Genomic DNA, 12,743 nt, shown 5'->3' on the forward strand with positions numbered 1-12,743 from the left:
TCAGGCATCGGGCATGATCGCATCGGCCCAGTCGTAGAGGGTGCCGAGAATCTCTTCGGCGCGCTCATCAGCGGTTTCGGACAGCTGGTCGATCTCGGCAAACATCTGCTCGGCTGTGCGCGCGCCGCCCAAGCCCTCTTGCAAAAAGGCAACGCGCAGCTCCAGCCAGCGCTGCTGCTCATCAGGCGTCAAGGAATCAGGAAAATTGCGCGCCCGGTAGCGGAACAGCAGCTCATGCAGGCGCTCATCGTCAAAACCAGGCTTGGCCACAGCCAGCTCCTGCGGGTGCATGGTGGTCAGCTGGGTCAGGCGGCGGCGGTCGCCCTGGCCGATAAAGCCGCTGTACAGATCCTGGTCCACATCCACACCTTCGAGCGGCGGGCGGTCAAACACGGCAGCCCAGATGGCGCTCATATCGGGCAGATCGCGGGCAATCGCGGCATGGCGCAGCGCCTGGTCCATGTCGATCTGCCAGCGGGCGGCCTGCTCGGCGCTGAGCGTACGCAGGCTGCCGACGACCATCGGCGATTTGTTCAGGTGCACCGTCTTGATCGGCAGACGCGCCATGCCTTCGGGCAGATCCGCCGCTGCACTGAACATGCGCAGGCGCATCTCGTCCACCGACAGCTCCGCCAGGTGGCTCGGGTCCTGCGCCAGGTCCCAGGCGATGATCTCGTTCTTGTTGGTCGGGTGCTGGGCCAGCGGCCAGGCCACGGCAATGCAGCCGCGCTCGACCCCGTACATGCCCGAGACATGCAAAAAAGGCCGGGCATGGGCGGAGGTGGCCGGCAGGGCCAGCTCCTGCATCACGCGGTCCTTTTTGTGCAGGCCCAGCGCAAAATCAAACAGGCGCGGCTGCAGGCGTTTGATGAGGCGCGCCAGACCAATGGTGGCACGCACATCGCTCAGCGCATCGTGCGCCGACTCATGCAGGATGCCGTTGGCGCGGGCCAGGTCTTCGAGCTTGAAGCTGACCGAGCCGTCGTCCTTTTGGGGCCACTGGATGCCTTCGGGGCGCAGCGCATAGACCATGCGTACGACATCGAGCAGATCCCAGCGGCCGCAGCCGTTTTGCCATTCGCGGGCATAGGGATCGCGCAGGTTGCGCCACAGCATGTAGCGCGTCACCTCGTCGTCAAAACGGATGGTGTTGTAGCCCACGCCAATGGTGCCCGGGCGGCCCAGCTCGGCCTCTACGGCCGCAGCAAACTGGTGCTCGGGCACGCCCTGCTCCAGGCAGTGCTGGGGCGTGAGGCCGGTGATCAGGCTCGCCTGGGGGCTGGGCAGGTAGTCAAGCGCAGGCTGGCAGTACAGCATCACCGGCTCGCCGATCTCGTTGAGATCCATGTCCGTGCGGATGCCGGCAAACTGCGCGGGGCGGTCACGGCGCGGCACGGCGCCAAAGGTTTCGTAGTCATGCCAGAAAAAGCTGGCGGAAGCGGACGAGGAATTCTGCATGCCCGCTAGTATGCCTGCTCCGGTCACTGCCGCAGAGCAACGTGGGCCCGCAACTACAGAAGCGGCGAGAACAGGCGCGCGATCGAATCCCCCAGCCGGGGCAAAAAGCGCTGCTTGCGGCGCGAAGCCACCTGTTTGGAACGCATCAGGTCGGTGTTGAACTGGTCCTGCAGCCGGGCGTTCAGCTCCGGCCCATAGCCAATCGCGCAGACCTCGTAGTTCAGGCGAAAGCTGCGGTTGTCAAAGTTGGCCGTGCCGATGATGGTCAGGTTGTCATCGACCACCAAGGTCTTGGAGTGCAGCATGCGCGCGCTGTATTCGTAGACCTTGGCACCGGCGCTGATCAGCTCCTCGTAGTACGAGCGGGCAGCGGCCGTCACAAAGATCGAATCGGACTTCTCCGGCACCAGCAGCCGCACATCGACGCCGCGCAGCGCAGCGCTGGTCAGCGCATACATGGCGGGCTCGGTCGGCACAAAGTAAGGCGTGGTCAGCCAGACCCGCACGGTGGCCGACTGGATGGCGGCGACATGGGCGCGGTGGATGGGCTCGGTGGGGTTGTCCGGGCCCGAGCTCACCAGCTGCATCGCATGGGGGCCATCGGGCATATCGGGCAGCAGCAAGTCCAGGTTGGCAGGCATGTCCTGGGCCGACTTCTCCAGCGCATAGGCCCAGTCTTCCAAGAAGGTGGTCTGCAGCCAGGTGACGATGGGCCCCGCCATGCGCAGGTGCACATCGTGGTAGGCATTGGTGTTGACGCGGCGGTCTTCTTCATCGGTGATGTTGACGCCGCCGGTAAAGCCGATCTGGCCGTCCACCACCAGGATCTTGCGGTGGCTGCGGAAGTTGATCACCGGGCGCAGGCGCCTGCCGATGCGTGTGGGGTGGAAGACCGCAAACTCGCCGCCCGCCTCCAGCAAGGGCGCGATGAACTTGCGGTTGACGCGCTTGGAGCCCAGCGCATCGACCAGCATGCGCACCTTGATCCCCGCCTTGGCGCGCTCGACCAGCGCATCGCGCAGGCGCGTGCCGGTCTGGTCGGGCTCGAAAATATAGTATTCCAGGTGCACATGGTGGCGGGCCTGGGCGACGTCTTCCAGAATCCGGTCAAAGGTGGCCGCGCCCCCGCTCAGCAACTCCACGCTTTCGGCCGAAGTGATCGGGAAGCCGCAGGTGGCCTCGACCAGCTTGACCATCTCGCGCAGCTGGGCAGGTGCCTCGGGCTGGCCGTCGCGGATGCGGCGCGTGGTCTCGCGCACATGGTTTTTGTTGCGTGCGCGCAGGCGTTTGATGCGCTGGCGCTTCATGCGCTGCGGGCCGATGAAGTAATACACGATCAGCCCAACCACGGGCAAGGAGCCCATGGACAGCAGCCAGCCCAAGGTGGCCACCGGCGCGCGGCGCTGCATCAAAATCCAGATACCCACCACGCCGAGGTAGATCGGCCAGATCACGGACAGCAGCGCGACGATATTTTCCTTGGTCAGATACGGAGAGAGGGACGCCACAGCAGCGCGCTCCTGTTGAGGGGACTGCCCAGTGTAGCCTGCCACCGTGACAGTCCCACGCAAAAAAAACAGCCGCATGGAGCGGCTGCTTTTGTCCTCAAGGCGCGGGGGCCTCAATCGGCGGCGACTTCCTCTTCAGGCTCGGCCGGCTCTTGCTTGGCGCGCTCCTTCTTGGGCAGCGGCTGGATGTCGAGCATCACCTCGGGCTTGTCGGCGTTGCTGTCGTCCCAGTCGACGCTCAGGCGCCCACCATCGGTCAGGCGACCAAACAGCAGCTCGTCGGCCAGCGACCGGCGGATCGTGTCCTGGATCAGGCGCTGCATCGGCCGCGCACCCATCAGCGGATCGAAGCCGGTCTTGGCCAAGTGCTTGCGCAGCTTGTCGCTGAACGTGACCTCGACCTTCTTCTCGGCCAGTTGCTGCTCGAGCTGGAGCAGGAACTTGTCGACCACGCGCAAAATGACCTGCTCGTCGAGTGGCTTGAAGCTGACGATGGCGTCCAGCCGGTTGCGGAACTCGGGCGTGAACAGGCGCTTGATGTCGCCCATCTCGTCGCCCGCCGCGCGCGGGTTGGTAAAGCCAATGACGGCCTTGTTCATCGTCTCGGCGCCCGCATTGGTGGTCATGATGATGATCACATTGCGGAAGTCGGCCTTGCGTCCGTTGTTATCGGTCAAGGTGCCGTGGTCCATCACCTGCAGCAGCACATTGAAGATATCCGGATGCGCCTTCTCGATTTCGTCGAGCAGCAGCACCGCATGGGGCTTCTTGGTCACCGCCTCGGTCAGCAGGCCACCCTGGTCGAAACCGACGTAGCCGGGAGGCGCGCCGATCAGGCGCGAAACCGCATGGCGCTCCATGTACTCGGACATGTCAAAGCGGATCAGGTCGATGCCCAGGATGTAGGCCAGCTGCTTGGCAGCTTCGGTCTTGCCCACACCGGTCGGGCCCGAGAACAGGAACGAACCAATCGGCTTGTCCACCTTGCCCAGGCCGGAACGCGCCATCTTGACGGCCGAGGCCAGCACTTCGAGGGCCTTGTCCTGGCCAAAGACCACGCTTCGCAGGTCGCGCTCCAGGGTCTGCAGCTTGCCGCGGTCGTCATTGCTGACGTTGGCCGGCGGAATGCGGGCGATCTTGGCGACGATCTCTTCGATCTCGGTCTTGCCAATGGTTTTCTTGCGCTTGGAAGGCGCCAGAATGCGCTGCGCGGCACCGGCCTCATCGATCACGTCAATCGCCTTGTCGGGCAGATGGCGGTCATTGATGAACTTAGCCGACAGCTCAGCAGCTGCCTGCAAAGCGGCCACCGCGTACTTGACGTTGTGGTGCTCTTCGAAGCGGGACTTGAGGCCCTTCAGAATATCGATGGTTTCGGGCACGGTCGGCTCGACCACATCGACCTTCTGGAAGCGGCGCGACAGCGCTGCATCCTTCTCGAAGATGCCACGGTACTCGGTGAAGGTGGTCGCACCGATGCACTTGAGCTGGCCGCTTGACAGCGCCGGCTTGAGCAGGTTGGACGCATCCAAGGTGCCGCCCGAGGCCGCACCGGCACCGATCAGGGTGTGGATCTCGTCGATGAACAAGATCGCATGGGGCTTGTCCTTCAAGGCCTTGAGCACGCCTTTCAAGCGTTGTTCAAAATCACCCCGGTACTTGGTGCCCGCCAACAGCGAGCCCATGTCCAGCGAGTAGACGGTGGCCTCGGCCAGCACTTCGGGCACATCTTCTTGCGTGATGCGCCATGCCAGGCCCTCGGCAATCGCCGTCTTGCCCACGCCGGCCTCACCCACCAAGAGCGGGTTGTTCTTGCGGCGGCGGCACAGGATCTGGATCGTGCGCTCGACCTCGTACTGGCGGCCGATCAGCGGATCGATCTTGCCATCCTTGGCCTGCTGGTTCAGGTTGACGGTGAACTGCTCCAGCGGCGAGGCCTTTTCAGCGCGCTCGGCGTTGTTGCTGCCCACCTCTTCCGCATCCGAGCTGGACTCGGACTTGGGCAGCTCGGGCGTGTCATTCTTCTTGATGCCATGGGCGATGTAGTTGACCACATCGAGGCGCGTGACGCCCTGCTGGTGCAGGTAGTACACGGCATGCGAGTCTTTTTCGCCAAAAATGGCCACCAGCACATTGGCGCCGGTCACTTCCTTCTTGCCATTGCCGGTGCTTTGCACATGCATGATGGCGCGCTGGATCACGCGCTGGAAACCCAGGGTGGGCTGGGTGTCCACCTCGTCCTCACCGGCCACCTGCGGGGCATTGTCCTTGATGAAATTGGTCAGCGACGCGCGCAGGTCGTCGATATTGGCAGAGCATGCGCGCAACACCTCGGAAGCACTCGGGTTGTCCAGCAAGGCCAGCAGCAAATGCTCCACGGTGATGAATTCGTGGCGCTGCTGCCTGGCTTCGACAAAAGCCATGTGCAAGCTGACTTCCAGTTCCTGAGCAATCATTTGAAACTCCTTTATTGCTTGCCAAATACACTCAACTTGCTTCTAGATGAGGACCAGATTCCGTTATTCAACAGGCTCCGATACGGCTTGAAGCGGGTGACCCGCTCCGTTGGCGGCATCCATCACCTGCGCCACCTTGGTTTCGGCGATTTCATGCGAGTACACCCCGCAGACACCTTTCCCATCCAGGTGGATCTTCAGCATGATCTGGGTGGCCGCTTCGCGGCTCTTGCCAAAAAAATGCTGCAGTACCTCAATCACAAACTCCATTGGCGTGAAATCATCGTTGAGCATGACCACCTGGTACATCTTCGGTGGCTCCACCCGCTGGGCGATGCGCTCGACCACCAGCGCCCCCCCGCCGTCCTCCGGAGGCTGGGGCGTTGCAGGCAGATTCGGCGAGGGAGGAACAACAGGTTTCGTGGCCATTGAGATCATTCTATAAGGCTAAATTTCCACATGGACAAAGATGGTGATGCTTTTATGAACTTCAATACAGCGGCGCCAGCAACGGCTGGTGCTGCGTATTTTCAACCCGGGCAAAACCGTTACTAGGCCATGCTTTCGTAAACGATTTTGATGGCTTCGTGGCCCGCTTCCTGGGACCAGGCCGCCATGGCCTGGTCGCTGGGGAAAAAGCGTGCGGCATCGCCCAGGTTGAGTTCCACCCCGGCCCGCGTCTCGCCCTGGCCGCAGACGACGCCCAGGCGGATCTTGAGGCCGTGGCGCAGCAGGCCTTCGTCGGTGTGCTCCTCGACTGCGGGAAACTCCTGAATCAGCCGCGCAACATCGGGCTGGTGGCGGTCGGTGTTGACCAGCAGGTAGCGGCCAAAGCGCGCCCGGGCCTCGGCCAGGCCCCAGACATGCTGTGCCTTGGCGCGCAGGCCGCCGCTGAAGCGATCCAAACCCACGCGGGCGCTCAGGATGACGAACTCGTCGTCCTTGAGTTGCTCCTTGTGGCGACTCCAGGTGGCTTCGTCGATCGAGCCCTCAATGACCGATGATTTGTCGTCGATCTTGAACAGCACCATCTTGCCCCGCTGGCCGTTGATGACCCGCAGCTCGCTGATGATGCCCGCCACCGTCTGGGGCTCGCGGCTGTCCTTGAGTTGGGAGATGGGGGTGCGCACAAACTGGCGCACTTCCAGCTCCACCTCGTCAAACAAATGGCCCGAGAGGTAGAAACCGATGGCGGTCTTCTCCTGCACCAGGCGCTCCTTGATGCCCCAGGGCAGCACATCGGCCAGCGGCGGCTCCTGGGTGCTCGATCCCACGGCGTCATCGCCCATCATGTCAAACAGGCCGCCCTGGTTGGCGTTGGCATGGGTGGTGGCGGCAAACTCGAAAGCCACATCGACCGATTCGATCAGCGCGCGGCGGTTGAGCTGGATGCTGTCAAAGGCACCGCCCTTGATCAGCGCCTCGACCGTGCGCTTGTTGAGCTTGCTGCGGTCCACGCGCAGGCAGAAGTCAAACAGGCTCTTGAACGGGCCCTTGGTATCGCCCTGCGGCCCCGTGCCCTTGCCTTCGCGCGCGGCCACAATCGCCTCGATGGCGGCCTGGCCGGTGCCCTTGATGGCGCCCAGGCCGTAGCGGATCACCTTGTCGGTCACCGGCTCAAAGCGGTGGTGGCCCCGGTTCACATCTGGCATCTCAAAAGTTACGCCCATCTTCAGCGCGTCTTCGTACAGCACCTTGAGCTTGTCGGTGTTGTCCATTTCCACGGTCATATTGCCGCAGTAGAACTCCGCCGTGTAGTGCACCTTGAGCCAACCGGTGTGGTAGGCCAGCAGCGAGTAGGCAGCAGCGTGCGACTTGTTGAAGCCGTAGCCGGCAAACTTCTCCATCAAATCGAACACTTCGTCGGCCTTGGCCTCGTCGATGCCGATCTTGGAGGCCCCTTCGCGGAAGGTGGCACGGTGCTGCACCATCTCCTCGACCTTTTTCTTGCCCATCGCGCGGCGCAGCAAGTCGGCGCCGCCCAGGCTGTAGCCGCCCAGCACCTGGGCAGTCTGCATCACCTGCTCCTGGTAGACCATGATGCCGTAGGTCTCGGACAGCACCTTCTCGACCAGCGGATGCGGGTACTCCACCACTTCCTTGCCGTGCTTGCGCGCCACAAAGCTGGGGATCAGGTCCATCGGGCCCGGGCGGTAGAGCGCATTCAGCGCAATCAGGTCTTCCAGGCGGCTGGGCTTGGCTTCCTTGAGCATCTGCTGCATGCCGCGCGATTCAAACTGGAACACGGCCTCGGTCTTGCCGGCCGAAAAGAGCTGGTAGGTACGGGCGTCGTCAAGCGGGATTTCCTCGAACTTGAAGTTCTCCTGCCCCTTGTGGCGCTTGATGATGAATTCGCGCGCGATCTCCAGAATCGTCAAGGTCGCCAGACCCAAGAAGTCGAACTTGACCAGGCCCACGGCCTCGACGTCGTCCTTGTCATACATGGCCACCGCCGAGGTACTGCCCGGCTGCTGGTAGAGCGGGCAAAAATCGGTCAGCTTGCCCGGCGCAATCACCACGCCCCCGGCGTGCATGCCGATATTGCGGGTCATGCCTTCGAGCTTCTGGGCCATCTCGATCAGGGTCTTGACGTCCTCTTCCTTCTCGATGCGCTCGGCCAGGATCGGCTCTTCCTTGATCGCATAGGTGTACTTGTCGCCGTCCTTGGGAGGATTGGGCGGGTACTTCAAGGTCACATGCAGGCCCGGCTTGTTCGGGATCAGCTTGGAGATGCCATCGCAAAAGCCATAGCTCATGTCCAACGCGCGGCCCACGTCGCGGATGGCCGCGCGCGCGGCCATCGTGCCAAAGGTCGCAATCTGGCTCACCGCATTGCGGCCGTAGAGGTCCTTCACATAGTCGATCACCCGGTCCCGGTTGGCCTGGCAAAAGTCCACGTCAAAGTCGGGCATCGAGACGCGCTCTGGGTTCAGAAAGCGCTCGAACAGCAGGTTGTAGTGGATCGGGTCCAAGTCGGTGATCTTCAGCACATAGGCCACCAACGAGCCCGCCCCCGATCCCCGGCCCGGCCCCACCGGGCAGCCATTGTTCTTGGCCCAGTTGATAAAGTCCGCCACGATCAGGAAGTAGCCGGGAAAACCCATCTTCAGGATGATGCCGAGCTCGAAATCCAGGCGCTCGATGTACTTAGGACGTTCGGCGTCCCGTTTGGCCTCGTTCGGGAACAGCAGCTGCAGACGGTCTTCCAACCCCTCGAACGAGACCTGGCGGAAGTACTCGTCGATCGGCATGCCATTGGGCGTGGGGAAATCGGGCAGAAAGTACTTGCCCAGCTGCAGGGTCACACTGCAGCGGCGCGCAATCTCGGCGGTATTGGCAATGGCGCTGGGCAGGTCGGCAAACAAGGCCTCCATCTCGGCAGCGGTCTTGAGGTACTGGTCGCGGGTAAAGCGCTTGACCCGCTTTTTGTTGCCCAGAGTCTCGCCCTCGGCAATACAGACGCGGGCCTCATGCGATTCAAAATCGGCAGGCTTGGTGAACTGCACCGGGTGGGTGGCCACCACCGGCAGCTTGAGGTGGGCAGCCAGCGCCACGGCAGCGGCCACATGGCTTTCGTCATCGGCGCGGCCAGCGCGCTGCAGCTCGATATAGAAACGGTGCGGAAACAGGCTGGCCAGGCGCAAGGCCACACCACGGGCGGCCTTTTCATCGCCGCGCATCAGCGCCTGGCCCACGGGCCCGGCTTGCGCGCCCGACAGCACGATCAGGCCCTCGGACAGCTCCTCGAGCCAGGCCCAGGTGCACTGGGGCTGGGCCTTGACGGTATCGGCCATCCAGATGCGCGCGAGGATCTCGGACAGATTCAGATAACCCTGCTGGCTCTGGATCAGCACGATGATGCGCGAGAGCGGGCCACCGGCCACCTCGGGCTCCAGCGCCAGCTCGGCGCCGAGAAGCGGTTTGACACCTGCGCCGCGCCCGGCTTTGTAAAACTTGATGGCGCCAAACAGGCTGTTCAGGTCGGTGAGCGCCATCGCCGGCTGGCTATCACCCGCAGCAAACTTGATCAAATCGCCCACGCGATTGGTGCTGTCGATGATGGAAAACTCGGAATGGATGCGAAGGTGTACGAACATATCCCTGCATTGTAGGAAAGCCGCAGCACCGCCGCTGCAAACCATGGCATATCTGGCGCGGAATGTTACACAGCCCTACAGGCGACAAGTCCGGCTCTGTGGCAGCGGGCTGCGCGCCGATTACAATGGCCCAGATCAGAGGGCGCGGCACGGGCTGCCCCGCTGCGTGGCGGGCTTTGCCGCCCCACGCAGTTTTTCAGCTTTCCGTCCATGGATTTCAAGCCAAAAATGCTGTTTGCGTACCCCAAATCGAAGGTTCCCGCTATCGCTTCTGTAGCACTTGCCGCTTTGCTGGCAGGCTGTTCATCGACCGATGTGGATCCCACCGCCGGCTGGAGCCCGAACAAGATTTATTCGGAAGCCCGCGACGAGGCCTCGTCCGGCTCGTTCGACAAGGCCATTCCGCTGTATGAAAAGCTCGAAGGTCGTGCCGCGGGCACCGCGATGGCGCAGCAAGCCCAGCTGGAAAAGGCCTATTCCCAGTACAAGAGCGGTGAAAAGGCCCAGGCCATTGCCACCTTGGACCGCTTTGTCAAACTCCACCCGGCGAGCGAAGGCGTGGACTATGCGCTCTACCTCAAGGGCCTCGTCAACTTCAACGAAAACCTGGGTCTTTTCTCCTGGGTGTCCAGGCAGGACCTGTCCGAGCGCGACCAGAAGGCCGCCAAGGACTCGTTCGAGTCCTTCCGCGAGCTGACCACGCGCTTTCCCGAGTCCAAGTACGCACCCGACGCTGAAATGCGCATGCGCTACATCGTCAACTCGCTGGCCCAGTACGAAGTGCATGTCGCCCGCTACTACTACGAGCGCGGCGCCTATGTGGCCGCCGTCAACCGCGCGCAAGCCGCTATTGCCGACTACAAGGAAGTGCCCGCGCAAGAGGACGCGCTGTACATCCTGATGCTGTCCTACGAGCGCCTGAACATGGCCGACATGGCCGCTGACACCAAGCGGGTGCTGGAAGCGAGCTACCCCAACACCCGCCTGCTGGCCAATGGCTTCCGCAAGGAAGAGCGCCCCTGGTGGAAGATGTGGTGATGCAACGCGCCTGAGGCGCGTTAGCTGATAGCCAAACGGCTGCTGCAAGTTTTAACCTGCGGCAGCCGTTTCCTTATGGACGGATCTCTTTTTCCGCCAAGGCCTGCAAGAATGCCGGCAAGGCCGCGTCATCCAGGCTGGGCAGCGGCGGCAGTGCTGCCAGCAAGGCAGCGCCATAGCTGCGGCTGTGCAGCCGCTCATCGGCAATCACCACCACACCCTGGTCGCTGGCAGACCGAATCAGCCGCCCAACACCCTGGCGCAGCTGCATCGCCGTTTGCGGCAGGACATAGCGCCCAAACGCATCGCGACCCGCAGCCCGCAGCGCCTGCACGCGCGCTGCATGCAGCACATCATGGCGCGGCGGAAATGGCAGCTTGTCGATCACCAAGAGCTGCAGCGCCTCGCCAGGCAGATCCACCCCTTCCCAGAGGCCGAGGGTACCGACCAGCACCCGGCCGGTCTTGCCACCCGGCGCGGTTCGCATCGCCTGCAGCAAGCGGCGCTTGGGCTGCTCGCCCTGCTGCAGCACGCCGATGGCCTGGCCTTGCAGACCCTGACGCAAGGCCTGGGCCAAGGCCTCCATCGCGGCCGTTGATGTGCACAGCACCATGCAGCGCCCGCCCAGGGTCTTCAAGTGCGGCAGCAGCCATTGCGCCAGTGCCTGCGCGCGCTCGGCGGCCGGCGCATCGGTGCCGGGAAGGCCCTGGGGTACCACCAGCCGGGCCTGCTGCGCCCAGTCAAAATGGCTGCGCAAGCGCAGGCTGGCAAGCATGGGCGCATCGCCAGTTTCGCTGTTATCGCTGTTATCGCTGTTATCGCTGTTATCGCTGTTATCGCTGTGATCGCTGCGCAAGCCCAGGCCTTGGGCAAACCAGGTCAGTGCCTCGTCATCGCCCAAGGTGGCCGAGGTAAACAGCCAGCGCTGCACCCCCTGCCCCAGCCAGCTGCTGGCCTGCACCTGGGGGCCCAGCGCCTGCAACGCCTGCCACAGCCACAGGGGAGATTCGCGAAAGCCCTGGCGCCAGGCATAGCGCCCATGGGCCTGCAGGTCGCCCCCCTGGCCGGCGCGCACAAAACCGGGGGAATCCCACCAGCGCACCCGGTCCTGGCCCGCGCCCTGGGCCCACTGGCGCAAGGCCTGCAGCATCACATCGCCCTGGCCTGCGAGCTGGGCCACCACGGCCGCGCTGCCAGCCACCCCTTGCAAGGCGGCGACCAGGGCCGATAGCAGGTTGTGCAGGTTGACCAGCGCCTGGCGGCTTGTGTTGCGGCTTGCCACATCGGTGGGGGCATCGGCGGGGCCCAGCAAGCGCTGCTCGGCCTCCATCCACTGCACCAGGGCCTGCTGCACCTGCTGCAGCAGGGCATGCCAGGGCGCAAAGCCGCGCGCATGCAGGCCGGTCTCGCGCTCCACGGTCTGCAGGTAGTCGCGCATATCGCCGACATTCAGGCCCTTGGCCAGCACTTTGAGGCCAATGGCCTGCAGCTGGTGGGCCTCGTCCATCACCATGGTTTGCGCCAGCGGCACAAAGCCGTGTTTCACGCCCAGCATCTGGCGGTGGCGCAGCTCGCTGAAAAACAGATGGTGGTTGATCACCAGAATATCGGCCTGCGCAGCGCGGGCCCGGGCCTGGTTGGAGAAGCAGCGCTCAAAGTGGCTGCAGCGCTGGCCCAGGCATTCGTCATGGCTGGCGGTGATGTGCGGCACGAGACTGGGCAGATGGCTGATATCGTCCAGCTCGGACAGATCGCCGCCCTGGGTGCTTTGCGCCCAGCGCTCCACCTGGGCCAGCGCGCCGGCATGCCGGCCTTGCAGCTTGCTGCGCGCCTGCTCCAGGCCCTGCAGGCAGACATAGTTCTCCCGCCCCTTGAGCACAGCCACCTTGCGCTGCAGGCCCTGGTGGGCCAGCAGTGCCGGAATGTCGCGGTCCACCAGCTGGTCCTGCAGTGCACGCGTCGCGGTGCTGACCACAAAGCGCTCCTGGCGCGCCAAGGCCGCTATCAGATAGGCATAGGTTTTGCCGGTACCGGTGGGCGCCTCGATCGCCACCCGCTGGCCCTGGGCCCAGGCCGCCTCGATGGCCGCGATCATCTGCTCCTGCTGCGGACGCAGGCGCAGCGGGGCATCAGGGGCACTATCGCTAGCAATGGCGACGGACAAAGGCATCAAAAAAGACGGGTTT

The 12,743-nt window shown here is 63.5% G+C and carries 7 protein-coding genes; 1 reads left to right on the forward strand and 6 read right to left on the reverse strand.

The window, feature by feature from the left end:
* The 5 genes from sbcB to dnaE all read right to left on the reverse strand — a co-directional run bounded on the left by sbcB (position 1) and on the right by dnaE (position 9,519).
* Entirely contained in the window at positions 1–1,458 is a 1,458-nt protein-coding gene (sbcB, locus tag WH265_RS01265) for an exodeoxyribonuclease I (RefSeq protein ID WP_339557083.1), read from the reverse strand.
* A 53-nt stretch (positions 1,459–1,511) separates the two neighbouring features.
* A complete protein-coding gene (gene cls / locus WH265_RS01270; protein ID WP_339521240.1) occupies positions 1,512–2,966 on the reverse strand; it encodes a cardiolipin synthase in 1,455 nt (484 codons plus the stop codon).
* 113 nt (positions 2,967–3,079) lie between these two features.
* A complete protein-coding gene (gene clpA / locus WH265_RS01275) occupies positions 3,080–5,422 on the reverse strand; it encodes an ATP-dependent Clp protease ATP-binding subunit ClpA (protein WP_021025815.1) in 2,343 nt (780 codons plus the stop codon).
* A 63-nt stretch (positions 5,423–5,485) separates the two neighbouring features.
* Positions 5,486–5,860, reverse strand: a complete 375-nt coding sequence (clpS, locus tag WH265_RS01280; protein WP_021025816.1) for an ATP-dependent Clp protease adapter ClpS — start codon at positions 5,858–5,860, stop codon at positions 5,486–5,488.
* 113 nt (positions 5,861–5,973) lie between these two features.
* Entirely contained in the window at positions 5,974–9,519 is a 3,546-nt protein-coding gene (gene dnaE, locus WH265_RS01285) for a DNA polymerase III subunit alpha (RefSeq protein ID WP_339557084.1), read from the reverse strand.
* 228 nt (positions 9,520–9,747) lie between these two features.
* Between dnaE and WH265_RS01290 the strand changes: the two genes are divergently transcribed.
* Positions 9,748–10,557 carry an outer membrane protein assembly factor BamD gene (locus WH265_RS01290; protein WP_312990018.1) on the forward strand — a complete coding sequence of 270 codons (810 nt, stop codon included), beginning with the start codon at positions 9,748–9,750 and terminating at the stop codon, positions 10,555–10,557.
* 73 nt (positions 10,558–10,630) lie between these two features.
* On the opposite strand, the gene WH265_RS01295 is transcribed toward WH265_RS01290, so the two are convergent.
* Positions 10,631–12,727, reverse strand: coding sequence for an ATP-dependent DNA helicase (locus WH265_RS01295; protein WP_339557085.1), 2,097 nt, complete (start codon positions 12,725–12,727; stop codon positions 10,631–10,633).
* Positions 12,728–12,743: the final 16 nt, after the last annotated feature.

The organism is Comamonas sp. MYb396 (assembly GCF_037479555.1).
Taxonomy (GTDB): Bacteria; Pseudomonadota; Gammaproteobacteria; order Burkholderiales; family Burkholderiaceae_C; genus Comamonas.